This is a genomic window from Desulfomonilaceae bacterium, assembly GCA_041662605.1.
GTDB lineage: Bacteria > Desulfobacterota > Desulfomonilia > Desulfomonilales > Desulfomonilaceae > CAJBEZ01.
The window spans coordinates 36,046-59,850 of the sequence record JBAZSD010000027.1 but is presented as its reverse complement, the minus strand read 5'-3'; the positions used below and the strand labels follow the sequence as shown (position 1 = coordinate 59,850).

Annotated in this window: 25 protein-coding genes; 8 read left to right on the top strand and 17 right to left on the bottom strand. The window is 45.9% G+C overall.

From position 1 onward, the window contains the following. The 4 genes from cooS to WC647_16865 all read left to right on the top strand — a co-directional run. On the top strand, positions 1 to 2,464 hold a 2,464-nt coding region (gene cooS / locus WC647_16880), incomplete at its 5' end, for an anaerobic carbon-monoxide dehydrogenase catalytic subunit (GenBank protein MFA6223979.1). A gap of 102 nt (positions 2,465 to 2,566) precedes the next feature. Beyond that, positions 2,567 to 4,774: an acetyl-CoA decarbonylase/synthase complex subunit alpha/beta gene (acsB, locus tag WC647_16875; GenBank protein ID MFA6223978.1), complete on the top strand. Its 2,208-nt coding sequence runs from the start codon at positions 2,567 to 2,569 to the stop codon at positions 4,772 to 4,774. Between the two features lie 145 nt (positions 4,775 to 4,919). Next, positions 4,920 to 6,260 carry an acetyl-CoA decarbonylase/synthase complex subunit gamma gene (gene acsC, locus WC647_16870; protein ID MFA6223977.1) on the top strand — a complete coding sequence of 447 codons (1,341 nt, stop codon included), beginning with the start codon at positions 4,920 to 4,922 and terminating at the stop codon, positions 6,258 to 6,260. Positions 6,261 to 6,441: 181 nt separating this feature from the next. Then, the gene (locus WC647_16865; protein MFA6223976.1) at positions 6,442 to 7,332 is read left to right on the top strand and encodes a dihydropteroate synthase; all 891 of its coding nucleotides are present in this window, start codon (positions 6,442 to 6,444) and stop codon (positions 7,330 to 7,332) included. A 113-nt stretch (positions 7,333 to 7,445) separates the two neighbouring features. Here the strand turns inward: WC647_16865 and WC647_16860 are convergent, their stop codons facing one another. After that, positions 7,446 to 8,837, bottom strand: a complete 1,392-nt coding sequence (locus WC647_16860) for a hypothetical protein (protein MFA6223975.1) — start codon at positions 8,835 to 8,837, stop codon at positions 7,446 to 7,448. 323 nt (positions 8,838 to 9,160) lie between these two features. Here WC647_16860 and WC647_16855 point away from each other — a divergent pair, with 323 nt between their 5' ends. The 3 genes from WC647_16855 (at position 9,161) to WC647_16845 (ending at position 10,863) form a co-directional block, all read left to right on the top strand. Next, entirely contained in the window at positions 9,161 to 9,634 is a 474-nt protein-coding gene (locus WC647_16855) for a hypothetical protein (protein ID MFA6223974.1), read from the top strand. A 217-nt stretch (positions 9,635 to 9,851) separates the two neighbouring features. Next, positions 9,852 to 10,280: a response regulator gene (locus WC647_16850; protein MFA6223973.1), complete on the top strand. Its 429-nt coding sequence runs from the start codon at positions 9,852 to 9,854 to the stop codon at positions 10,278 to 10,280. Between the two features lie 205 nt (positions 10,281 to 10,485). Further along, complete coding sequence (locus WC647_16845; protein MFA6223972.1) at positions 10,486 to 10,863, top strand: hypothetical protein; 378 nt, start codon at positions 10,486 to 10,488, stop codon at positions 10,861 to 10,863. Positions 10,864 to 10,966: 103 nt separating this feature from the next. Here WC647_16845 and WC647_16840 read toward each other — a convergent pair whose 3' ends face one another. From WC647_16840 to WC647_16820, 5 genes are all read right to left on the bottom strand, one after another. Further along, positions 10,967 to 11,950, bottom strand: a complete 984-nt coding sequence (locus WC647_16840) for an ArsA family ATPase (protein MFA6223971.1) — start codon at positions 11,948 to 11,950, stop codon at positions 10,967 to 10,969. An 18-nt stretch (positions 11,951 to 11,968) separates the two neighbouring features. Beyond that, a complete protein-coding gene (locus WC647_16835) occupies positions 11,969 to 12,946 on the bottom strand; it encodes a TRC40/GET3/ArsA family transport-energizing ATPase (GenBank protein ID MFA6223970.1) in 978 nt (325 codons plus the stop codon). A gap of 102 nt (positions 12,947 to 13,048) precedes the next feature. Beyond that, positions 13,049 to 13,321, bottom strand: a complete 273-nt coding sequence (locus WC647_16830; protein ID MFA6223969.1) for a hypothetical protein — start codon at positions 13,319 to 13,321, stop codon at positions 13,049 to 13,051. A gap of 72 nt (positions 13,322 to 13,393) precedes the next feature. Then, positions 13,394 to 15,082: a carbon starvation CstA family protein gene (locus tag WC647_16825; protein ID MFA6223968.1), complete on the bottom strand. Its 1,689-nt coding sequence runs from the start codon at positions 15,080 to 15,082 to the stop codon at positions 13,394 to 13,396. A 282-nt stretch (positions 15,083 to 15,364) separates the two neighbouring features. Beyond that, the gene (locus tag WC647_16820; GenBank protein MFA6223967.1) at positions 15,365 to 16,252 is read right to left on the bottom strand and encodes a phosphatidylglycerol lysyltransferase domain-containing protein; all 888 of its coding nucleotides are present in this window, start codon (positions 16,250 to 16,252) and stop codon (positions 15,365 to 15,367) included. A gap of 134 nt (positions 16,253 to 16,386) precedes the next feature. Here WC647_16820 and WC647_16815 point away from each other — a divergent pair, with 134 nt between their 5' ends. Continuing rightward, positions 16,387 to 16,563, top strand: coding sequence for a hypothetical protein (locus tag WC647_16815; protein MFA6223966.1), 177 nt, complete (start codon positions 16,387 to 16,389; stop codon positions 16,561 to 16,563). A gap of 8 nt (positions 16,564 to 16,571) precedes the next feature. Here WC647_16815 and WC647_16810 read toward each other — a convergent pair whose 3' ends face one another. The 11 genes from WC647_16810 to rplO all read right to left on the bottom strand — a co-directional run bounded on the left by WC647_16810 (position 16,572) and on the right by rplO (position 23,787). Beyond that, positions 16,572 to 16,853 (bottom strand): septum formation initiator family protein, encoded by a 282-nt coding sequence (locus WC647_16810; protein MFA6223965.1) that lies wholly within the window; start codon positions 16,851 to 16,853, stop codon positions 16,572 to 16,574. Between the two features lie 138 nt (positions 16,854 to 16,991). Continuing rightward, positions 16,992 to 17,774 carry an energy-coupling factor ABC transporter ATP-binding protein gene (locus WC647_16805; GenBank protein MFA6223964.1) on the bottom strand — a complete coding sequence of 261 codons (783 nt, stop codon included), beginning with the start codon at positions 17,772 to 17,774 and terminating at the stop codon, positions 16,992 to 16,994. Between the two features lie 114 nt (positions 17,775 to 17,888). Beyond that, positions 17,889 to 18,338, bottom strand: coding sequence for a 50S ribosomal protein L17 (rplQ, locus tag WC647_16800; GenBank protein MFA6223963.1), 450 nt, complete (start codon positions 18,336 to 18,338; stop codon positions 17,889 to 17,891). Positions 18,339 to 18,354: 16 nt separating this feature from the next. Beyond that, positions 18,355 to 19,392, bottom strand: coding sequence for a DNA-directed RNA polymerase subunit alpha (locus WC647_16795; protein MFA6223962.1), 1,038 nt, complete (start codon positions 19,390 to 19,392; stop codon positions 18,355 to 18,357). Positions 19,393 to 19,556: 164 nt separating this feature from the next. Beyond that, the gene (rpsD, locus tag WC647_16790; protein ID MFA6223961.1) at positions 19,557 to 20,183 is read right to left on the bottom strand and encodes a 30S ribosomal protein S4; all 627 of its coding nucleotides are present in this window, start codon (positions 20,181 to 20,183) and stop codon (positions 19,557 to 19,559) included. Positions 20,184 to 20,228: 45 nt separating this feature from the next. Beyond that, positions 20,229 to 20,618, bottom strand: a complete 390-nt coding sequence (gene rpsK / locus WC647_16785) for a 30S ribosomal protein S11 (protein ID MFA6223960.1) — start codon at positions 20,616 to 20,618, stop codon at positions 20,229 to 20,231. A 133-nt stretch (positions 20,619 to 20,751) separates the two neighbouring features. Beyond that, entirely contained in the window at positions 20,752 to 21,120 is a 369-nt protein-coding gene (rpsM, locus tag WC647_16780) for a 30S ribosomal protein S13 (protein ID MFA6223959.1), read from the bottom strand. A gap of 39 nt (positions 21,121 to 21,159) precedes the next feature. Continuing rightward, positions 21,160 to 21,273: a 50S ribosomal protein L36 gene (gene rpmJ / locus WC647_16775; GenBank protein ID MFA6223958.1), complete on the bottom strand. Its 114-nt coding sequence runs from the start codon at positions 21,271 to 21,273 to the stop codon at positions 21,160 to 21,162. Positions 21,274 to 21,311: 38 nt separating this feature from the next. Beyond that, positions 21,312 to 21,959: an adenylate kinase gene (locus WC647_16770; protein ID MFA6223957.1), complete on the bottom strand. Its 648-nt coding sequence runs from the start codon at positions 21,957 to 21,959 to the stop codon at positions 21,312 to 21,314. 26 nt (positions 21,960 to 21,985) lie between these two features. Next, positions 21,986 to 23,278, bottom strand: coding sequence for a preprotein translocase subunit SecY (secY, locus tag WC647_16765; protein ID MFA6223956.1), 1,293 nt, complete (start codon positions 23,276 to 23,278; stop codon positions 21,986 to 21,988). An 80-nt stretch (positions 23,279 to 23,358) separates the two neighbouring features. Then, on the bottom strand, positions 23,359 to 23,787 hold the full coding sequence (gene rplO, locus WC647_16760; protein MFA6223955.1) for a 50S ribosomal protein L15: 429 nt from the start codon (positions 23,785 to 23,787) through the stop codon (positions 23,359 to 23,361). Between the last annotated feature and the right edge of the window lie 18 nt (positions 23,788 to 23,805).

Here is a 23,805-nt window from a genome sequence, read left to right as displayed (position 1 = left end):
AGTGGATTTGAGCTTATCCGGCGAGCCGGCCAAAGAGGCTCCCAAGGCCGCTGCTCCAGCCAAACCTGCGGCAGCTCCCAAGCCGGCTCCTAAACCAGTCGAAATTCCCAAACCTGTTGAAAAACCAATAGCTGTCGTTGAAGCCGAGGCCCCAAAACCTCAAGTGAGCGCGCCGACGGTTGTTTCCGTAAAAAAAGAAACCATAAAGCAAGACATAGCGAAACCGCCCGTTGCAGAGGCGACGAGCGAGGAGGAGGAAGCGATTATGGGTCAATTGACCAAAGACGATATTCAGGGTCTCAAAGAAATGGTTGGCGCTTTTAAGGCGTTGAAGGGCCTTACATCCGTGATGGCAGGCTTGGACACGCTGCTTTCAGGGAAGGCTCCCAGCGCTTCGGCCCCAGCGGCCCAGGCTGTGGCTGCGCCTGCCGCCAAGGCCGAAGCAGAGGTGGTGTTTGCGGCTCCTGCCAAGAAAAAGGAATTAGCTCCGGCGGACTGGTCGGAATATACGGCCTGTGATGTGACTCTCGAGGGTTTGAAGTATGCGGATACCCAGGGTTACAAAACAGCTTTTCACCGTGCTAGAACGATGACGGCGTGTCCAATTGGCAAAGGTGGGACGTGTTGCAGAATCTGTAACATGGGACCATGCCGCGTATTGCCCCCGAAAGGCAAAACAGAAACACCGGAGGAGCGCAAACTACGGACAGGCTTATGTGGAGCCACTCCAGAGACTATCGCGGCAAGAAACTTTGCCCGTATGGTAGCCGCCGGCGCATCTGCCCACAGTGACCACGGACGCCATGTCGCTCACACCTTCTTGTTGGCGGCAGAAGGTAAGTTGCCGGACTATCAAATAAAAGACAAAGCAAAGGTTTTGGCCCTCGCTATGGATTATGATGTTGAAACCGAAGGACGCGAATTCAAGGATATAGCCATAGACGTCGGAAAGAAGGCCCTTGCTGAATACGGGAAGCAGCATGGCGAGATCATGAATGTCAAGCGCGCTCCCCTCAAGAGACAGGAAATATGGCGAAATGAGGGTGTTATCCCGACAGGGATAGATAGACCTGTTGTGGAAGTTATGCACATGACCCACATGGGTGTCAACCAGGAGATGGAACATATCATCAGGCTGGCTACGAAATGCGCTATTGGCGATGGTTGGGGCGGCTCAATGATTGCCACTGATCTCTCTGACGCTCTTTACGGCACTCCAGTGCCTGTTCTAGGCAAAGTCAACCTTGGCTGCATGAAAGAAGACACAGTCAACATTATCGTCCACGGGCATGAGCCTTCGTTGTCGGAAATCATCGTTCAGGCGGTTCAAGATCCTGAAATGATAGCCTACGCCAAGAGCAAAGGCGCCACAGGTGGAATCAGTCTCGGCGGAATTTGCTGTACATCAAATGAAATATTGATGCGCCACGGTATACCAATCGCCGGAAACTATCTCCAACAGGAACTAGCCATTATCACAGGCGCCCTGGAAACTATGGTCGTCGATGTGCAGTGCATCATGCAGGGTGTCGCTGAACTCGCCAAATGCTTCCATACTCAAATAGTGACAACTAGCCCGATCGCGAAGATGCAGGGGGCTTACAAACACTATGCTTATGACGAACGATACGGTCTTGAAACCGCTAAGGCTATTGTGAAAGAAGCAATCGATAACTTCCCCAATCGTGACAAAAGCAAAATCCATATTCCCACGGAACAACAAGACATGGTAGTAGGTTTCAGCCATGAAACCATTAGTTATCTGTTGGGAGGAATGTTTCGCGCCTCTTATCGTCCGTTAAATGACAATATTATCAATGGACGTATTCGAGGACTCGCCGGAATAGTTGGATGCGGAAACGCAAGGGTCAAACAGGACTTTCTCCATGTTGAATTGGCCAAAGAGCTTATTAAGAACGATGTGCTGGTATTGACGACTGGATGCTCGGCCATCGCCCTGGGCAAGGCAGGCTTGCTTTCACCGGAAGCGGCTTCGAAATATGCTGGCCAGGGCTTGGCGGAAGTTTGCGAGACAGTTGGTATTCCTCCATGTTTGCACATGGGCTCATGCGTTGATAATTCACGAATCCTGATAGCGGCGACAGCGGTAGTGCGTGATGGCGGTCTTGGGGACGACATAAGCGACATCCCGGCCGTAGGTGTTGCGCCTGAATGGATGAGCGAAAAAGCTATATCCATTGGTCAATATTTTGTGGCTTCGGGAGTCTACGTCCTATTAGGTGGTGGGTTCCCAACAATCAACGAGGATGTATGTACCAATTATCTCTTCAAGGATATTGAGAAGACATACGGCGGGAAATGGGACATGGTAGACAAGGATCCTTATGAAATGGCCAAGAGATGCATTGCGCACATCGACTCGAAACGTAAGGCTCTTGGAATAGATAAGGCTCGTGAGCGTGTTCTTATGGATATGGCCATGAGAAGAGACATAGCCGGTTAAATCCGAAACTTTGGTTGAGATTGATTGCAGGGAGGAGACCCAGGGGGCTCCACTCTGCCTCAAAATAATTAGCACAAACGTTTTCAGAGGAGGATATATACAGTGTCCAAGATAATCGCAGCGAATGTCATAGCCGGCGCTCACAAAGTGTACGAGAAAACGCGTAAGCGCTTTGAACAGGCCGTTCAGAAGTATGGTGAAAAACAAGAAATTAGCTTTCCCAACACAGGTTATTACCTACCGGTCATTTATGGCATTTTGGGCTTCCCAGTAAAAAATCTGGGCGACGCGGGGCAAGTTCTTACTAGATCTGAAGAATTAATTCCCCCGCTAGTCCGTGAAAAAACGCACTTACCGTACTTAGGGCCGGTTTTGGACGCGGGAATGGCCACCCTTTTTAATTTTGAAATTCTTGAAGCCATAAGATATCTTGAAGATCCCGATTTTTATTTGCCCGCAGAAGATCCTACTGATGACAAACTTTGGCTGGGAGCGGCGGATGATATCATCCTGAGAAAAAGAGGCGTTGAATTCGTTGATGGCACAGCCCCCGGATTTGCAGCAATCGTAGGTTCAGCCCCGACGAAAGAAATTGCCGCCGACATGGCTCTCGAATTGCAAAAAAAGAACCTGTATGTGTTTATGGCCGCAAGCCACAACGGAACAACTTTCAGCCAGCAGTTGAAAGAAGCCGGCGTACAGGTTGGATGGCCGACACGACTTGTTCCATTCGGTCCGGACATTTCGTCGGCTATTTTCGCAGTTGGGTTTGCAACAAGAGCAGCCCTGAGCTTCGGAGGAATTCAGCCTGGTGATTTCAGAAAAGTCCTGATCTATAACAAGGACCGCGTTTTCGCTTTCGTGTTGGCCCTTGGTGATGTTTCCGACGAATGGTACGCGGCGGCGGCCGGCGCCATTAACTACGGGTTCCCGACAATCGCAGACACACCGATTCCGCAGATTCTTCCAACCGGCGTCTGCACGTATGAACACGTCGTTTCAAATATTGCCCATAAAGACATCGTCGCAAAGGCGATTGAAGTTCGAGGCCTCAAGGTCACGGTTACTGAGGTTCCGGTCCCTGTCGCTTACGGTCCGGCGTTTGAAGGTGAAAGAATCAGAGGCGATGATATCTACATGGAAGCTGGTGGCGGAAAGACCACTGGCGTAGAGCTGACCGTGATGAAAGACATGAATGAGATCGAAGATGGTCAAGTTGACCTCGTAGGACCTGACCTAAAAGACATTAAGCCAGGAACCAGGTTGCCGATCGGTATTTATGTGGAAGTCGCCGGCCGGAAAATGCAGTCTGACTTCGAACCAATTCTTGAACGTCAGATTCACCACTTGATCAACTACGCGCAAGGCTTGATGCACATCGGACAGCGCGATATCGCCTGGGTTCGTATCGGAAAAGGCGCGGTGGAAAAAGGATTTTCTTTAAAACATATTGGATCTATTTTACATGCTAAATACCATCAGGATTTTGGAGCGGTTCTTGACAAGGTCAAAGTTACAATTTTTACTGACCAGGGAAAATGCGACGAACTGCTAAAAAAAGCCCGTGAATCCTATGCAGTCAGAGACTCAAGGGTTCAGGGTATGAAAGACGAAGACGAAAATACATATTATTCATGTACTCTTTGTCAGAGTTTTGCTCCCACCCACGTTTGTGTCGTTACGCCAGAGAGAGCAGGTCTCTGCGGCGCATATAACTGGCTTGATTGCAAAGCGTCCAACGAAATTAACCCGACTGGGCCTAATCAGCCCATTGAAAAAGGTAAGGTTCTGGACGAAAGATTGGGTCAGTGGGAAGGCGTTAATGATTTTGTGAGTAAAGCGTCGCGTGGAAAAGTTGTCGGGTGCAGCGCGTACTCAATCATGGAAAGTCCCATGACATCTTGTGGCTGCTTTGAGTGTATTGCTGCAGTGCTTCCAGTGGCTAATGGGATTATGAGTGTTGACCGTGATTACAAGGGAATGACTCCATGCGGCATGAAGTTCACGACCCTTGCCGGTAGCGCAGGTGGCGGAAATGTCACCCCGGGCTTTGTTGGCCACAGCAAACTTTATATAGTTTCCGACAAATTCATTTCCGCCGAAGGTGGGATCAAACGAATGGTCTGGTTACCCAAGGGCCTGAAGGAAATGCTTAGAGACAAAATAAACGCTCAAGGTGAAAAGATGGGCATCTCCAATATGGCGGACCGAATCGCGGACGAAACAGTCGGAGTGACTGAGGATGAAATTTTGCCGTTCCTTCAGGAAAAGGAACACCCTGCAGTGTCGATGGATTCGATCGTAGGGTAATAATTCTTAGTCAAATTCAATTTTTCATTTGACCCTTCCGAAGGCAGGGGGTTAATGTAGAAAGACCCCCTGCTTAAGTTATATTTTCTTAGGAATCGTCACTTTTTTGACAGGGGATTTTGCCTCGAGAGGGAGGTTTTTATCGATGGCGCTTTCTGGAATTCAGATCTTTAAAATGATGCCGAAGAAGAACTGTGGAGAATGCGGTGTTCCCACATGTTTGGCTTTCGCAATGAATCTGGCCGCTGGAAAAGCTGAGTTAGCCCTTTGTCCTTACGTCTCCGAAGACGCCAAGGAAAAACTGGCTTCAGCTTCAGCCCCCCCAATTAGGACTGTCCAAATCGGAGTGGACGCTGCTGCGGTCAAAGTCGGAGGAGAGACCGTTCTCTTCAGACATGAAAAAACTTTTAATAATCCAACCGGTCTGGGTTGCCTTATTTCCGTATCGGAATCAGACGACTCAGTCGACGCGAAGCTTAAAGCTTTCAAAGAACTTAGGTATGAGCGAGTCGGATTGACCCTCAAACCTGAACTGGTGGCGATAAAGGACGATGGAGCCGCCGATCGTTTCGCAGTCTTGGCTAAAAAGGCCAATGAAGCCGGCGCTGCGATTATTTTGATGAGTGACAATTTGGATACGCTGAAAGGCGCTTTAGCCGTAGTAGGGAAGAATAAGCCACTAATCTTCGCAGCGACCGAGGCTAATCTTGACGCAATGTCGGCGCTGGCCACAGAATACGACTGCCCGTTGGCGGTGAAGGCCGGCAAGGTAGGCGAAGTAGCCAAACTTGCAGCGAAACTTGTCGCCAAGGGCCACAAAGATATAGTACTTTCAACCGATAACCTGAGTCTGGCTGAACAGCTCAGAGATCAGGTTATGATGAGAAGACTGGCGCTGGATAATCTCTATCGGCCACTCGGCTTTCCAACTATTGTTTTCCCATGCGCGATGTCCGACAACGCTATTGACGAAACTATTGTCGCCGGGACGTTTATATCAAAGTACGCGGGTATTGAAATTCTGAGTGAGTTTAAAGGGGAAGTGCTGTTTCCTCTGTTGTTACAGAGGCTTAACATCTACACTGATCCTCAGAGACCCATGACAACTGAACAGGGAATCTACCCGGTCAATAATCCTGACGAAAAGTCGCCCGTTCTTATTACCAGCAATTTCTCTCTGACCTACTTCATCGTTTCAGGTGAAATTGAATCTAGCAGGGTCCCTGCATGGCTTTTGGTTTTAAACACAGACGGATTGTCCGTTTTGACCGCATGGGCCGCCGGAAAATTCGTTGGTGATATAATAGGGCCTTTTGTAAAGAAATGTGGAATCGAAGAAAAAAGCAAACTGAAAAAACTTATTATACCTGGAGCAGCGGCGATCATCAGCGGTGATCTCGAAGAAGAGCTTTCGGACTGGGAAATCGCAATCGGCCCGCGTGAGGGCGCCCACATTCCCGCCTATTTAAGGCAAAACTTCGCTTAGTTTTCTAGCCTTTCATGTCCCGACCCGACTGGAGGAAACTCCCTCCAGTCAGGTCTAACGTCAGATAATTGCGCTAAAAAACAAGAACTTCTTTGATATTCTTGCTGGATATGCTAATTTTCTATTTTTAGAACTATAGTTCCCCCACGGAACAGGAGATAAATTAGGAGGTACTCGTTCGATGATAAAGGTGGTGGCTGAGAACATCAACATTATGTCGAAGTATACGGGCAACGCCATGCGGGAAAGAGATCCAAAGCCCATACAGGAATGGGCTGTCAAACTCACCGAAAGGGGAGTGGACCTGCTGGATCTGAATCTTGGACCTGCACGTAAAGGCGGTTCAGAAATGATGCAATGGCTTGTAAGAACTGTACAGGAAGTCACAGACTTACCCCTGTTTCTGGACACCACCAACAATGACGCCGTAGAAGCCGGTCTCCAGGTGTACAAGCAGTTGAAAGGGCGAGCTGTCATTAATTCAATCATGGCTACTCCGGAACGAATGGCTCTGCAACTGCCGCTTGTAAACAAGTACGATTGCGAAATGGTTGGGCTTATGTGGGGACCGCAAGGTATTCCCAGAGACGAAAATGAAAGGGCCGTACTACTGGACAGTATGATGACCAAGACTGCTGAAGAGGGGATAGGACTTGAAAAAATCTGGTTTGATCCGATTGTAGTCCCGGTATCTTCACAGCAACAAGAACTCCAGGGTTGCACAACGTTCATGCAATGGTTGCCGGATCTCGCTCCGGGCTCGCAGTCAACATGCGGTTTGTCAAATTGCTCGAATGGATCGCCCGACGAGTTACGAGACATTTTGAACCAAGTCTACCTTTGCATTCTCAAAAAATGTGGAATCACTTCAGCTATTATGGACGGTTTTGATGATGTCATCGTAGATCTGGCGCATGATAAAACCATGGATCTGGAAAATCTGGTTGGCAGGATTGTTGATGGAGAAGAAGTAGACACTAGTGGTCTGAACAAAAAGGAACTCGATTATGTGAAAACAGCCAAGCTATTGTTGGGTCATTCCTTGTATTCACATTCATGGCTTGAACTTTAGTTCATTAGGGCGTTAACTCCAAACGAGAGTCAACTTCCAGGAATCATTTAAAAGGCAGCGCTATTACGCTGCCTTTTGATTTTCACTCAATATCAGATAAACACCCCACCGCTTTACGAGTCCAAGTTTTCCTTGATTTCAAAGCTGACAGTAGAAAGGGCATTGAGGATTTTGGCGATCAAGATGTTGAACTCGTCGTTTCCTCGCATCGATGTCATAAACCGGGGACCCGAGGGAGAAGGCGATTCGGAAAGGGATCGCGCCCAAGAAATTTTAGCGGTAAACTCACGAATCCCCTCAGGTTGTTTAACCCAGCGAATTAGGTCCTGTTCCGGTCCCGACAAATCCGACCAACCGCTGAAAACTGAAACGGCGCCATGTCTTGACGCAACACCATCATCGTGCCCCGAACTTTCCAGGTCAACGGGCGCCGGAATATTACATCGGCAAGAGATCAAGTTAGACTCAAATCGACTTATTTCAAAAATGGTTCGAATCAATCTGATGAAATGCAAAGAACCGAATATCAGCAAACATGAAAACGCTATACCTATCACCATCTCTGGTAGATGACGGCTAAGAAACAGGGGGTAATCGTTCACCGGCAAAGCTGTGATATTTATCAATTTGTAAAACGCCCCGATAATACTAAGAATAACAACAGGAATCAGCAAATAAACCAGTAAATTTGACACCCTATTAATCTTTTTGGGATAGCTCTCAAAGAGAGTGGCCAATGAATACCCGTTAGCATTTCCTTTGGCTTGAAATCGGGAAGGCGATTCCGGAGAAACGTTTGAAGGATTAGCGAGCGAGCACAATTCTTCGAGAAAAGCCAAAAACAAAGTGACAGCGCCCTGGCCGGACACCGTAAATTCACGCCTATCACTAGTTAAATTGATTCGAGAAAATGAAATAAAGCCAGAGGCTATAATGAGATTAATGACCATCCAGGCACTGAGCAAAATCCATAAATTGCTCATATTAGGGATTATAAGGAGCGCTTTTACTCCAAAAGTCCTGTTTACCCAAAGGGGGACAACAGCGAAAAGCGCTGTAATCAACCATAGCAAGCCCATAAAGAAGGCTACTTTTAAAGTAGATCGCAGCGCCAGATTGATGGCCTCATGAGCGCCGAGCGGAAACCATCCGGCCAAAATCTTTCTCCGCCAAAAACTTCCCATCCGAGGGATTTTCTTCAGCGATGGCCCTCCGTCGGACATTAAGGCGCCCAGAATGAATTTTTTGTCGCTCAATTCTCCTGGGGGGTACGTCTGCGATCTTGCTCGGAGGATCTCTGACAGGCCGGAAAAAATCCACTGGACGCCAAACAATAAACCAGCCAGGGAAGATACGAAAGCCACAAAAGTCGTAAAAACAGAAGGCGCTGAATTCAAAACACGATCCAACACGTCTGGCGGGACGGAAATTGGCAAATAAGTTATGAAAAAAACGGCCAATTCCCAGATCTTGGAAATTGCCAGGAACAAAACGGAAGAACCCATACAAATATATATGGCCCCCAATACCAAGAACCTATTCTCCCAAAAATGAGGTTTCTCAATCAAAATTAAGCTCCTGTAGATGCCCGACGGTAGAAAAGACCCAAATCAGAAAATACAAAAGTACACACGGAAATCTATCACAGACAAATAAATTAACACAAAAAGTTAGATTCCAGTGATTCACCACAGAAGCCGATATTTTAGCTTCGATAAAAGATCATGTTGCCGTGGAACCAAGGGGTGTGATAACATTTTTGGGTATGGTAGTCCTCGGAAATTCATTTCAAAAATTTACAGGCTAACAAATTAAGAGGAATCAGAAGGTGACCGTAGTACGCCTACTATTGACAGCGCTATTAGCTGTCTTCATGAGTATTCTTTTCCCTCCGATTTACGCGCAAGAGGAAAAGCCCCCTTCCAAGTTGGTTCTGGATAAAGATTCCACACAATTGATAGGCCGCTGGGAAATCTATGAGACCAAGGAGCCCGGGAAGCCCTATTTACCATCATATAAAGGTCGGCCTTTTGTGGCCAAAGGAGTGAACGCGTTCACCCTGATCCTCGAATACCATGGCGATGGGACTTTCAAGAGAGTGGCTAGAATAGGCGAAAAAGAAACAGTGGAAGAAGGAACTTGGCGCTTATCCGGCCACGAATTGCACCACAAGAGAAAAGGGGCTTCAGAAGAAGAGATAATGTACATAAGGTTCGATGGAAGGGACCGCTACGTTTCAACGGAAGTTTTTGAAGATAGCTCTGATCCAGGATTATTCGCGAAATTCCACCGGATAACATAGCAAAATCCTTGTGTCCTCTCTTTGAGATGTGAACAGGTATTCCTCTAACCAAGTCTTTACGATCTGTCAGAAATATTTACAGCACGACCAAGTAGTTAGAAGATTCAAGAAACCTTCCACGTCAGAATTACTCCCTCAATTGTTCTCCTCACCCAGTCAGTTCTCGTTGGCACGGCCATTGCTCTCATGAATGTCAGCATTTAAGGATTGGAAGGCCATGCCTAGTATATTCACAATTCTCATTGCCGACAAAAACAAAAATGTTAGAGAATTTCTGCGCCGAGAATTCGTAGCGGACGGCTACGATGTAAAATTGGCGAAAGACGATCGAGAAATGGTCGCATTAAGCATAGAAGACCCTACGCCCGATTTACTTATTTGCGATTTGGAAATTCCTTATTCCGATGGGCCGGACAGTTTAGAAAAACTGGCAGACGCCTTACCGATGCTACCGATTGTGGTTTACACCCTGTTGACTGAACACGCCAACCACAAGGCAATTAAAAAGGCTGCGGCGTTCCTGGAGAAACGAGGAAATGATATTGACGCGCTGAAGGATACGGTCAATAAGGTGTTGCAAAATTATTATCCTTCACGATGTTTACCTAGCCCAAATTCCAATAATCCAACCGCAATGAATGACTAGTCATCTACATGCCTGAAGATTCGCGTTTTCAGGAATTCATTATTATCCATCGTTATTTAACCGGGTTCCTCAATGTTCTCTTGCTGGACCACATTTAAGCTTGATCTGCTCTTGTCTTATCCCAGGTCAAGAATTAATAAATATGACAAAGTAAAAATCGGAGTCTCAAAATCGATGTTTTAAAACTTTGTAGAGGATCAAAGCTATGAATCCAATACAGGTCGACGTCATCATTCCAACCCTCACATCCCTTAGCTTCGAATGCAAAACCTGCTCTCTGGTTACCCATCAACTCAAGGTTCATAAGGACTACGTTAGGGATTGCCACAATGATTATCCTGAGGAATGGAAACAGGAAAATTCAAGGTTGGTTGATTTCATAAGACAACTTAAAGATCTTTACAAACATAGAATTCATTTCAGAATTATTGACGCGCAATCTCCTGTCGGTCTTTGGAAGCAATTGATTCATCGACCATCAAAACTTCCCGTATTCATCGTAGACAGGAAATCCATTTGTGTTGGATGGGAAAGAGAGAAACTGGAATCTCTTATCGATGAACGAATTAAAAAGGAAATCTGAAGAGCATTTTCAATGTAGAAGTGTCGTCAATCGGTCTACAAAATAAAAAAGCCGGAACTAAAATGGTTCACGGCTTTTGGTTCAGACTTGTATCTCCGGAAGCTCATTTGGGCATTAGATAGTCAACCATTCTATTAAGCATTACGGGTCCCTTGACCTCCGTCTCGAATAGCGGAATTACACATCTTACTTTGTCATCAAATATTTTCCATATTTGTTCCATATGCTCGTCCTGCATTTTAACCCTGTTTTTTACAAATTCCGCCGAATCTTCGCTTACCTGTTCCTTGGGGATCAATCCGTTAACCACAACGCCGCCGACCGGGATGCCAAATTCATAAAACCAGTTAATAAATCTTGTTATGACCGCTATAGGAAGGCTTTCAGGAAGAGTAACGAAAAAGAAAGCCGTTAAAGCGTCATCAGTGAGCAAGTCCTTGGCGTGAGCCATGCGGTCTTTAAAACCAAGCAGGTAATCAAGCAAAGGGTCTTTTTCTTTTTTTTTGGAAAAAGACAGCATCTCCCGAAGTGACTTAGCCTCTTCCCGACTCTTGAGCATTTTTTCCACCCAAAGCCCGTACACTTTTGACATCCCGAGGAGACGTCGGGCATTTGCTGTAGGAGCCGTATCGAAAACATAGAAGTCATACTCGTCCTTAAACATAAGGTCCATCATGTTCTCGAACATTGCCGATTCTTCAAAAGCGGGGTTCATCGTAGCCGATTCGATAAAATCTTCAGCTTTGGTGGTAATATCCGCGAATTTGAGAAACCAGTTAATTTTCTCCCGAATCTCTTTTTTTGATCTTTCGATGGTGTCTCTGGTGTCTATTTCAAAGGCATGACAATTGACTTCGTCACAAACAACGACAGGACGTCCGAAAACATTTTGCTCGAAGAGATTGGAAAGGCTATGTACTGGATTAGTAGACGCGAGTAGGGTTTTACGTCCCTGTTTTGCGGACCATAACGCTGCGGCTCCCGCCAGAGCGGTTTTCCCGACTCCTCCTTTGCCACCGAAAAAAATGTATTTGAGACGGGGTTTTTGGTCGAAATATTGTTGCATACTCGTAACGATGTGATTCACAATTGCACCCCCTGTCCCTTAGAAATCGCCGAACATGGCTTTTGCCAATTTTTCGATCATTGGTAAACCGGTCACATCTCGCTCCATCTCCGGAACAGATGCCAGGATCTGGTTCCGAAACTCTTTATCTATAACCTCAAGGTAATGTTCCTGCATCTGGAATCTATTTTTTAGATATTCAGGGATATTGCCAGATTTAAGTTCCGCTGGTAATACCCTGTTAATTATGTATCCACTTAGAGGAACATCAAATTTGGCAAACAATTCGGCTGCTTTCTGCGTATCCTTGATAACCATTTGCTCCGCGGTAAGGACAAAAAAGAAAGCTGTTTTGGCCTTGTCTGTCAATATACTGGATGATTTGTTTATCCGGTCCTTAATAAACAGGAGTTCGTTCAGAATGGCGTCTTCTTCAAGTTCTTTTTCCCTTTGCATTACAGCCGCCACTTGATCGTACTCACGCATCTGCTCACGTAACTTGGTAATCTTGTCTATCCATGCGTCATATACCGAAGCCATACTCAGATAGTATAGAGCGTGCCCCAGAGGAACCAGGTCATAGATGTAGTAGTCGTAGCCCCCTGTTACCACTATGTCCACGACTTCATCAAAAATCGCGCTTTCCTCCATGGCCGGCTCAGCCGCGGCGGCCTGAATGTAGCTCTCAATTTCCTCGGGAATCTTCTCCATTCCATACATGTCAATAATTTTCTGTCTGATCTCCTGCTGATACTCCTTCACGCGTTTATCTGCGTCAATTTCCTGAGCGTAGAGATTTGGCATGATCTCAGTTGGACCTTTACCAAATATGTCTTTTTGGAAAATATCAGTGAGTGAAGCTTGAGGATCGACCGAAAAAACGAGCACTTTTTTGCCCTTTTTTGCCAAATAATACGATGTAGCAGCAGAAAAAGTAGTCTTGCCAAGGCCTCCCTTGCCTCCAAACATGATGTATCTTCTGTCTGGATACTGCTCGAATATCTTTGCTAATGACATCAGGTTCGCCCCTAAGAATTTTCCGTTTCACGTGGAGACGGGTTGTAAAATACTCTATTGCCGTAATTCAGGACTTAATGTTTCTGAGGAAATAGCGGCTCATTAGGCAAGGCCGTCGGTTAAGTCCTTTTCTCTAAGCATGCGTCGCTTCCAGGTAGAAATCTGGGGCACGACATACGGGAGCAAACGCAAGGAATAATAGGGGGGAAGAATAGGAACTCCCAACATGTCCCCCATGGTAATGAGTATGAACAAATGTTCCATGCTTGCGCGAGTCTTCAGCGCGAATCGAGCTGAATCATGCGCAGCGACACCGTATACAAATTCTCTGATTGATTGAAAAAAGCCGCCCTTTTTCTTTTCATTTTCTGCCATTATAAATACTCCAAGATTGATAGAAAAAAGGGCGATCCACGTCCGTGTGTTCGCCCCCCGAAAATTATGACTTTATGCTCTAGACGGTTCTGTCTGCCCACGCAGCGACCTAAAACGACGAAATGCTTTAAACCCTTCAACCGCCAAAATAATTGCGGCTACGACTAAGAAAATCGCCGTCAAGCCCATGAGTGTGTTTCCGATCAAAGCTTCACCCTTTAGAGCCCCACTCAGAACCTTTACTATCAGCAAATTGTAAGAAGTGTAGATCAAAGCGGCGATGGTAGTCACAAACATGAAAATCATAGGAATCATGGCCCATGCGGCCGGCTTCCCTTCAGAGACTAGCCACGCTGAAACGAGCATCAAGGCCAGAGACGCCATTAGCTGGTTAGCGCCCCCGAAAAGCACCCACAGATACTGCCACCAACCGGTTATGACCAAGACCATGCCAAGGGCGCTAGCGACGAGGGTCCCAATATGAACGTTTTTGAAGATGGGACTAACATCACTCAAAAGTTCTGCCGTCGCAACACGCATAAACCGAACAACTAGCTGCATAATCGTGATAGCCAAAACTATCATCATTACGCTCCCGTAAGACCTTCCGTAGTCAAGAGGTAAACCAACAGCATTGAGGAACTTGCCGACACCTGCGGCGAATACCCCTCCAGGTCCTTTAGCCACGGCCAATGCATACTCAGAAGCGGAAGCATAAATGGTTCCTGCAATAATTAGAGCAAATAAAGCTAACATCATTTCTAGGAACATAACACCGGCCCCTACTGGCCTTGCGTCCATTTCACTCTCAAGCTGCCTGGCCGTTCCTGAACTTGAAACGATGCTATGCCAACCCGAGACGGCTCCACACGCGATTGTTACGAACATGATTGGCCAGATAGGCCCAATTGGAATCTCAAAACTCGTAAAAGCCGGCAAAGTGAACTCGGGACGGATTATAAAAATCCCTATAACCCCGAAAAACAATCCCAAGAAAACAATATAAGCCGCTACGTAATTTATGGGTAACGAAAAACGCCATATTGGAAGCACAGAAGCGAAATAACAAAAGACAAATGCTGCAATTGCCCATAGCCACCTACTATTAGAAAGCCATTCACCAAGAACAGCGTTGGAAGGGGCTTTGGTTCCCAGATAGATTCCAAGCATGGCAATAAGCACGGTAATAACAGTGGTAAGGATTATATCGACCTTCCAACGATAAATCATCTGGCCGGCCAACACCCCGGCTATAGTCAGGAACAACCACGCCATCGGTGATCCCTTGAGAGCCACGGCGGTATTTACTACAACAGCCCCAAATGCGCCGACGATCAAAAGAAGATAGAAATAAATAAATGACAAAAGAATTATACGAGCCCTGGGAGAAATGAGCCTATGGCTTAATCCCCCGAACGAAGCCCCATCATTTCTCATAGATATCATTGCGCTGGAATAATCATGCACCCAGCCGATAAAGAATGTTCCGGCCAGGATCCACACTACGGCTGGTAACCAACCCCACTGAATAGCAATGATGGGTCCAATGATGGGTCCGGCGCCGGCAATCGACTTGAACTGATATCCGTAGAGGATATTTCTGGATGTGGGCATGAACTCCACACCGTCCATGTACATTTTTGCCGGAGTCATCCGTTTCGGGTCAGCTTGTATGACCTTGGAGTCTATGTATTTCGCATAAACCCGATAGCCCAGAACAGCTACCACGAATCCTATGATCAACACATAAATCGCGTTCATAACGAACCCCCATGCATGCTTCTAAAATAACTTTGTTGTTTCGGAAAAAAATGAATGACATCTCGCGATGAAAGAGCCTATCGAACATTTTCAAACATCCGATCATCGAATTCCTGAAAAATTCGAAATCCACGCGGCGGTCTGGTCAAAGCGACTTCAGAGTGCTTTAACCAAACCAATTAGGTTTTCTAGAAACGTTTCTGTTAGGGCACGATACCTGAGACCATATTAGATGGGAAATTCCAGTGTCAAGATATATTTTTAATCATTGACTCTCTAGTCCTAAATTCGGGTCTTTAAGGTGTATTTTTCAACCAGATGATCAGGATAATAAGACTCCTTTGCTTTTCTCAAACCCGCCAAACCTAAATCCTGCTCTCTATTTATATATTTCAGGTCGGACCAGGCGTTCATTGCAAACATCTGATTTACTACCGTGTAGAGTTCTGGAATCTCAGGATTGGCTTTTTCTATGTGGATTACCGCTGTGTCCGTATTCAAAGGCTCACCAAATGAGAAAGCCTCAACTTTATCATTGATTAAAATGGCTCCTCCTTTGAATCCAAGAGCTTCATAGTTTTTGAGCGCCTCATAAACCGCTTGGTCTTCATACACAAGGTCGGGGCTTTCCCCACAATCTTTGATCTCGCACCAATCCTCCTGAAGCTGCAAGACCCGATCGATCAAGCCGATATCAAAATCCCGATATTCAAAATCCCATTTCTTTTTAAATCTGTTTAAATGATTTTTTTTCTTGTGATACTTGTTACCCGGAAGCCGTATCAAGTCATCCGACAGATAGACATAGTCACAATTATCTCGGTCAAATTCAATTTCGAATTCAGAAGTGTCAACAAATTCCTGAAGCATCCGGGATTCTACCCTGAATATTCGTGACCCCTCTAAATTTTCTAGCATCATTTCGTTCAGGACTTTAAGAGCGGCCCGCTTATTTCCTAGACCAATCGGGAATAGGGCGAATGGAGGGTCTCCGATAGGGTCCATGATTATGATCAGGCATTCGTGAGTTATCATCCATCTTGGATGATATTTTCGTCGCCACATGAAAAGATTTGTAAATGTATATTCCGACGCCTGCGGAGGGTCGCTGTGTATAAAATCGTCAAATAAGGACTTGTCTTCGATACTCAAAACTGTTGTACCCTGCATGAATCAAACCCCTTTAATCTGAACTTCTTCAAATTATACGCCTTAAATTCTGAAGACTTTTTGAAGATGTTTCCAAAAAGCAAGAACTTGCTCTAGTATCAGATATTATACATAATCGAAAACGGAGTCTAACGATGAATGAATCCGAAGCCAAAGAAATAATTTTGAAGAAAGCCCCCAACAAGAAAATGACTTGTCGAGAAGCTTTTAATATAGCTGAGGAAATAGGTATTTCCAAAAAACAAATGGGTCAACTATTAAATGATTTAAATATTAAAATCCAGTCTTGCCAGCTCGGTTGCTTCGGGTAGCTAAGAGCCTATTTTTTTTTGTCATCGGTTTCAAAAATATAGATGGTTTCGTCTGTCCGAACCATGCCCAACTTGCGCTTGGCTACCTTTTCCAAAGTCTTTGGGTCTGAGCGTAGCTTTGAGATTTTTTGTTCCAAGAATGCTATGTTGTGTTCAAGTTCGGCGTTTTCTTGTTTGAGATCATTTATCTTTGATTGAAGGGCATATTTTTGGACATTCCCATGTTCCTGGAGATAAAGGAAACATACAAAAATAATCCCAATGACAGCGCTGATTTTAAGCATCCGCATTTTAGTAAAAACCCATTACAGTCCTGTTAATCAGCTATGTGGCGCAATTAGATAAGCTAAAACAGTATAAAATTGTCATATCTATAATTGATATAAGGATAAGTATCAAGGCAAAAATAATAATGAGAGATTCAGGTCTCAAACCCGCCAGAGGTCTAACGACTTTAACAGACGCTCTACAATGTCGACATCTTCGCCTGAGAATAAACTTAAGAGAGCGCAAGTTCCTCCCAATGGGGAAAGCCACTTTCTGCCCAAAGAACTAGAAAAAAATTGTTGGGGTGGGCCATGGAATTCCAGTCTTCCCCCATGGCCCAAAAAAACGACTCCGTCCGATACAGCTATATCCTCAGCCCTATTGGCGATTTCGATCACAGTAAGGTTCATCTTTTGCCTTAAATGTTCGATGACGTTTCGGATGTTGCGCCTTGACAGACTATCCAACATCGAAAACGATTCATCAAGAATCAATATCTTGGCGCCAATTGCCAAAATTCCCGCCAATGCCAGCTTTTGTCTCTCTCCTCCAGACAATGTGTTGGTAAGTCTATGCTCCGATCCTTTCAATCCAGTCCAGTTCAAGACACTACGGAGCCGTGTTTTCATCTCGATACGGGGTATTTGCAGATTTTCCATTCCAAAACAGATGTCGTCGAGAACAGTAATCCCGACTATCACATTGGATGCGTCCCCACAAATGTAACCGATTTCTTCATTTTTAAAGGGGTGATTATGGTTAAACGAAATAAAGCCCCCAGATGGGATAAGGATTCCCTTGATGAGTTTAGCGAGGGTAGATTTACCTGCCCCCTCTGGTCCAGCAATGACGGTCCATGATTGACTCTGAATCGTCAAACTGAACTCGGAGAAGATCAACCGTCCCGTAGGATATTTAAACGACACATTGTTTAGATTAATCATTTGGTCACGATAAACCCCGAAAATATTGCCTCGTCAGACACAAAAAAGCCGAGACTTAATCTCGGCTTTTCAATCTAAGGACGATCACACCGCGTGGAAGCTAAATCAACCTGATTACTTTGATTTTAGTTTGTCCAGAAGTCTATCTTTCAGCCCTTTGGGTTTAGAAGCTGCGCCTTTGGAGCCCGTCCCGCCCACTTCTTTTGGTTTTTTGTCCACTAACTCGATAATAGATACTGCGGCTCCATCCCCAGGCCTAAAACCCTTCTTGATAATTCGTGTGTATCCACCCTCACGGTCGGCGAACCTGGGCGCTATGTCGCTGAACAGATCGTAGGTTACCTGCTTGGATCTAATTACAGCCAACGCCTGACGTCTCGCGTGAAGATCGCCACGCTTTCCGAGGGTTATCATTTTGTCCGCCAGAATTCGCAGGGCTTTGGCTCGGGCATCAGTGGTGACTATAGATTCATGCTCAAGTAACGAGGTGACCATGTTTCTGAGCATTGCAACACGGTGGGAAGTTCTCATGCCTAATTTGTTATTGGCTTTTCGATGTCTCATAAAAATAATCTCCAAATCAATCGCTAATGGCGTTTTCTCTTTCTTTTCTCAAGCTATCGAGTTCTTCCCTAGACGGAAAGTTGGGAACCGTCATCCCAAGCTGTAGACCCATGTCGGACAAAATCTCCTTAATTTCATTAAGTGATTTTCTTCCGAAATTCTTGGTTTTGAGCATTTCCTGCTCAGATTTTTGAACAAGCTCACCGATATAGCGTATGTCCGCATTTTTAAGACAATTGGCCGACCTGACACTTAACTCCAGTTCTGCGACACTCCTATGAAGATTCTCATTGACCTGAGGTTCAGGTTGAGTTTTCTCATCTACCAGCATAGGCTCTTCAATTTCCGGACTCAGGAGGTATACCTTAAATTGTTCACGAAGAATCGATGAAGCGCGATGTAAAGCCTCTCTGGGCTTAACAGAACCGTTAGTCCATATTTCAATAGTCAATTTGTCGTAATCCGTTCTCTGGCCAACTCGAGTATCAGTTACTTTGTAACTAACCTTGCGGATGGGAGAGAAAACGGCGTCCAAAGCGAGCGTTCCAATAGCGTCTTCAGTCTCTTCGGCGGGGGCGTATCCTTTACCCCATTCTACGGTTAGGTCAATAGACAGGCGCCCTTCCTTGGATAAGGTTGCCAGAACCAACTCGGGGTTGATTATTTCGACCGCGTGAGAGGTCTGAATGTCGCCGGCGAGGGCTTCTCCCTCTCCTATTGACTCCAGTTTGATTGTTTCAGGGCCGTCTGTATAAAGTTTCAGACGAACCTGCTTCAGATTGAGCAGCAAATCCGTAACGTCCTCTTTAACGCCGGGAATGGTAGAAAACTCATGCAACACGCCATCGATTCTGGCCTTTGTAATCGAGGCCCCGGGTAAAGACGACAAGAGTACTCTTCTTAACGAATTGCCTAAAGTAATGCCGAATCCTCTCTCAAGAGGACCAATTACATATTTACCATATTCAAATGTTTCATCCCCATCAATCTCTAATCGAGCAGGATCAAGATTGGTCCAGGGACGGTTCATCAGGGTTTGCCCTGTATCACTCATGGCTTTCCTCTCGTAATCTGCGCCGTCGCCGATCTGAGCCTCAACAAGCGGCTTTTGGTTGACAAATCAAGACATTGCAGAGTAAAAAGCCGTTTCCGTATGCCTGCTTCCGGGCAAACGGCCGATCCTTACTCGCACGCGTCAAATACAAAGCGCGCGAGTTGTTATTTGGAATAAAACTCGACGATAAGCTGTTCTTTGATCGTCGGAGGCAATTCCTCACGCGTCGGAATACCTTTGATAGTTCCCTTACAATTTTCGACTTCTACTTCCAACCATGCGGGAACCGGTCTGCGCCCAACAGCGGACATAGAATCTTCGATAGACCTAAGTTTCTTGCTCTTTTCCTTGACTTCGACAACCATACCGGGCTTAGTCAGATAAGATGCGATATCGACTTTTCTTCCATTGACCATAAAATGCCCATGATTTATAAGCTGCCTGGCCTCTGATCGGGAAGAAGCAAACCCCATCCTGTAAACAATATTGTCCAGTCTGGATTCGAGCAACAGCAACAGGTTCTCGCCTGTCACTCCTCGCCGCTGTTCAGCGAGATGCGCATAATTTCTGAACTGTTTCTCGAGTAGCCCATATATGCGTCGAACTTTCTGTTTTTCTCTGAGCTGAACACCGTAATCTGTATACTTCGCTCGCCCCTGGCCGTGTTGGCCGGGGGGATAATTTCGTCTCTCAACAGAACATTTGTCTGAATAACACCGGTCACCTTTAAGAAACAACTTGGTTGTTTCCCGCCGGCAGAATCTGCAAACTGAATCTCGATAACGCGCCAAGCTAAGACTCCTTTATTCGAGAGCGGAAATTCCTAAATAGCCACACTAAACACGTCTTCTCTTGGGTGGTCTACAACCGTTGTGTGGTATAGGTGTAACATCTTTAATTAACGTAATCTGAAAACCCGCGGCCTGTAGGGACCGCAATGCCGCCTCTCGGCCTGCTCCTGGTCCATTAATCAACACTTCAACGCTGCGCATGCCATTTTCCATGGCCTTGCGAGCTGCGTCTTCAGCCGCCAATTGCGCCGCAAAAGGTGTAGATTTTCTGGAGCCTTTGAACCCTTGAGTTCCGGCGGAAGACCACGCCAGTACATTTCCTTCAAGATCCGTTATTGTGACAATAGTGTTATTGAAGGTCGATTGTATGTGCGCGACCCCTCTCGGAACATTTCGTCGTTCTTTCTTTTTCCTAACTATCCGCCTTCTCGGCATTGATCACTCCGTTACAAACCAAATATCAGTAATTATGCTATTAAAGTTGTTATAGGACCTAACTCAGATCCTGAACGTTTTGGAATCCATAAGACCCGCCTCATACCAAAAGCCGAAACGTTAAAGAACATCACTATTTCTTCTTTCCTATCTGCGTTTTTCTGGGGCCCTTTCGAGTCCTAGCATTGGTGTGCGTTCTCTGGCCTCTAACAGGCAACCCTCTCCGATGACGCAGCCCGCGATAGCAACCAAGATCCATAAGCCTTTTGATGTTCATGCTAATGTCGCGGCGCAGATCACCCTCAACCTTGTACGAGCGATCAATAGCCTCGCGGATTTTCGCTACATCAACCTCGGTTAACTTATCGGAGTTCATTCCCGGATCGAGACCGGATTCTTCTAAAATCTTCAGAGCAGTAACTCTACCTATGCCATAAATGTAGGTTAGAGCAATTTCCATTCTTTTATTTTTGGGAAGGTCGATCCCCGCAATACGCGCCACGATATTCCTCCAGGCGTTATAGCCTTGCGATCACAGGGCTCAACCCTGTCTTTGCTTGTGTTTGGGATTTTCGCAGATAACTCTGACTATTCCCTTACGTTTAATTATCTTACATTTGTCACAAATACGTTTGACTGATGCTCTCACTTTCATGAGCGCCTCCTTAATTCTCCGACGGAAGACAAGGCCGGTTACCCTATGGCCTTTTCGATCCGGGAAAAGATCTCTTCAATGGGTCCTACGCCTTCTACTTTTCTGAGAAGGCTTTTTTGATTGTAATAGTCAATGAGAGGAGCGGTTTGGTTGTTGTAAACGCCAAGCCTCTCACGTATTGTCGTCTCATTATCATCATCTCTCTGGTAAAGTTCCGTTCCGCACACATCGCAAATGCCGGATTTTTTAGGTGGATTGAACATCACATGAAACATTGCGCCGCACGCGGAATTTTTGCACGTGCGCCTTCCAGAGAGTCTTTTCACTAGTTCTTCATCAGGGACATCAACCAAAACCGCGTGAGAAATAGATTTCCCCTGAGTTTCAAGGATCTTATCCAGGGCTTTAGCCTGGGCCAACGTCCTTGGAAATCCGTCAAGCATGTAACCTTTATCCAGATCCGGTTTGGCAAGTCTTTCCTCGACGACTCCGATGACGACGTCATCAGGCACCAACTCGCCCTTATCCATATAGGTTTTTGCTTTCAGGCCCATCGGAGTGCCTTCTTTTAGAGCGGCCCTAAAAATATCGCCGGTAGAAATCTGGGGAATAGCAAGTTTTTCAACCAACATTTTAGCTTGAGTGCCTTTGCCGGAACCCGGTCCTCCCAACAATATGATCCTCATATTTCCCTCCTTGACCTAAAACTTCTCTAGCGTCGTCCCTTAATACGGCCCGTACGGATAAAACCTTCATAGTGTCTTTGGATCAAATGAGTCTCTATCTGAGACAATGTATCCAGCGCAACGCCAACAACAATCAACAATGAAGTCCCACCAAAATAAAAAGGAGCGTTAAAGCGGCTGATCAATATAGACGGCAGCACACACACCACTGAGATGTATATGGCGCCTCCAAGAGTAATCCTGGTCAAAACCTTGTCTATATACTGAGCCGTTTTCTTTCCGGGCCTTATTCCAGGAATATAACCGCCGTATTTTTTCATATTGTCAGCTACGTCGACGGGGTTAAACGTAACCGCCGTATAAAAATAACAAAAGAATACGATCAAAGCTACGTATACAAGTTCATAGACAAACGTTCCTGGTCGAAGCCAATCAGTTATTGAGGTAATTATCGGAACATTCAGGAATTGCGCGATCGTTGCAGGAAAAATAATCAGCGACGAAGCGAAAATAGGCGGTATAACACCGGCGGTATTTACCTTCAAAGGCAGATGAGTAGTCTGCCCACCGTAAATCCTTCTGCCTACGACCCTCTTTGCGTATTGCACGGGTATGCGGCGTTGTCCACGTTCCACAAAGACAATAGTGCCGATTACTGCGATCATGATGGCTATCAATAGAAGTAAAACGAGAAAACCTAGATCACCCGTCTGAACCAATTGAACAGTGCTTCCGAGGGCGGACGGCATTCTGGCTACAATGCCAGCAAAAATTATTAGTGAGATACCGTTGCCTATGCCACGTTCAGTAATTTGTTCTCCTAACCACATTATAAAAGCCGTGCCGGCTGTTAACGTAACCATGGACAAGAGAACAAACGCTAGTGGGGGCATATAAACAAGGTTCTCGGTTTTAGCCAGCCCGATACTTATACCCATACTCTGGATGAGAGACAAAACCACTGTTCCGTATCGGGTGTACTGCGTGATCTTCTTTCTACCAGCTTCTCCTTCTTTGGAAAGCCTTTCAAGATGGGGCACCACCACCGTAAGAAGTTGGAGAATAATGGAGGCGCTGATATATGGCATAATGCCCAAAGAAAATACGGAGAAGTTTTCCAGAGCGCCACCTGTAAACATGTCGATAACACCAAAAAGAGTCTGCGAATAGCGGCCGAAAAACTCTTTCAACGCTACAGTGTTAATTCCCGGTGTTGGAACGTGAACGCCCAATCGATAAACGAGAAGCATAAGGAGCGTGAAAATCACCCTACGCTTCAATTCCGGAATCTTGGCTATGTTGGCGATGGAACCTATCAAGAAAGGTCTCCTACAAATAACGAGTCTATTTGGCTTCTCTAGGGATCAAGCCTCCAAAAAATTCCAACCGAGGCTATCCGTTATTCAATGGTCCCGCCAGCGTCTACGATCTTGCGGCGAGCGTTTTCGCTTACTGCTTCCAGTCTTATGACATACGCGGCGGAAATCTCTCCGTCGGAAAGCAGCTTGATCGGGCCGACTCTCTTCACGATATTCTTTTCCCGAAGTAGATCGCCAGTTACGGGTTCAGATGGATCAAGCCTTGAAATCGTTTCTAAGGAAACGACATTGTATTCCGTTCTAAAAATATTGTGGAAACCGACCTTAGGAAGTCGCCTTTGCAACGGCATCTGCCCGCCTTCAAAGCCTCTCCCTACCTTTCCACCTGACCGCGACTTTTGACCTTTATGACCTTTTCCACAGGTTTTGCCCAAGCCCGACGATTCTCCTCGGCCGAGCCTTTTGCTTTTTCCCGTTCTTGCAGGTCGTTGTAAATTTGACAAATCCATGAACAACTCCGTTCCTAA

What these genes read in the sequence shown, in the direction of transcription:
- WC647_16825 (MFA6223968.1), bottom strand. Translation starts at nt 15,082, where the DNA reads ATGAACGCGATTTATGTGTTGATCATAGGATTCGTGGTAGCTGTTCTG.
- WC647_16805 (MFA6223964.1), bottom strand. Translation starts at nt 17,774, where the DNA reads ATGATTAATCTAAACAATGTGTCGTTTAAATATCCTACGGGACGGTTG.
- WC647_16795 (MFA6223962.1), bottom strand. Translation starts at nt 19,392, where the DNA reads ATGAGTGATACAGGGCAAACCCTGATGAACCGTCCCTGGACCAATCTT.
- WC647_16810 (MFA6223965.1), bottom strand. Translation starts at nt 16,853, where the DNA reads ATGCGGATGCTTAAAATCAGCGCTGTCATTGGGATTATTTTTGTATGT.
- rpsK (MFA6223960.1), bottom strand. Translation starts at nt 20,618, where the DNA reads ATGCCGAGAAGGCGGATAGTTAGGAAAAAGAAAGAACGACGAAATGTT.
- acsC (MFA6223977.1), top strand. Translation starts at nt 4,920, where the DNA reads ATGGCGCTTTCTGGAATTCAGATCTTTAAAATGATGCCGAAGAAGAAC.
- rplQ (MFA6223963.1), bottom strand. Translation starts at nt 18,338, where the DNA reads ATGAGACATCGAAAAGCCAATAACAAATTAGGCATGAGAACTTCCCAC.
- WC647_16830 (MFA6223969.1), bottom strand. Translation starts at nt 13,321, where the DNA reads ATGGCAGAAAATGAAAAGAAAAAGGGCGGCTTTTTTCAATCAATCAGA.
- WC647_16820 (MFA6223967.1), bottom strand. Translation starts at nt 16,252, where the DNA reads ATGCAGGGTACAACAGTTTTGAGTATCGAAGACAAGTCCTTATTTGAC.
- WC647_16845 (MFA6223972.1), top strand. Translation starts at nt 10,486, where the DNA reads ATGAATCCAATACAGGTCGACGTCATCATTCCAACCCTCACATCCCTT.
- WC647_16770 (MFA6223957.1), bottom strand. Translation starts at nt 21,959, where the DNA reads ATGAGGATCATATTGTTGGGAGGACCGGGTTCCGGCAAAGGCACTCAA.
- WC647_16865 (MFA6223976.1), top strand. Translation starts at nt 6,442, where the DNA reads ATGATAAAGGTGGTGGCTGAGAACATCAACATTATGTCGAAGTATACG.
- WC647_16860 (MFA6223975.1), bottom strand. Translation starts at nt 8,837, where the DNA reads ATGGGTTCTTCCGTTTTGTTCCTGGCAATTTCCAAGATCTGGGAATTG.
- rplO (MFA6223955.1), bottom strand. Translation starts at nt 23,787, where the DNA reads ATGGATTTGTCAAATTTACAACGACCTGCAAGAACGGGAAAAAGCAAA.
- WC647_16815 (MFA6223966.1), top strand. Translation starts at nt 16,387, where the DNA reads ATGAATGAATCCGAAGCCAAAGAAATAATTTTGAAGAAAGCCCCCAAC.
- WC647_16835 (MFA6223970.1), bottom strand. Translation starts at nt 12,946, where the DNA reads ATGTCATTAGCAAAGATATTCGAGCAGTATCCAGACAGAAGATACATC.
- rpmJ (MFA6223958.1), bottom strand. Translation starts at nt 21,273, where the DNA reads ATGAAAGTGAGAGCATCAGTCAAACGTATTTGTGACAAATGTAAGATA.
- WC647_16850 (MFA6223973.1), top strand. Translation starts at nt 9,852, where the DNA reads ATGCCTAGTATATTCACAATTCTCATTGCCGACAAAAACAAAAATGTT.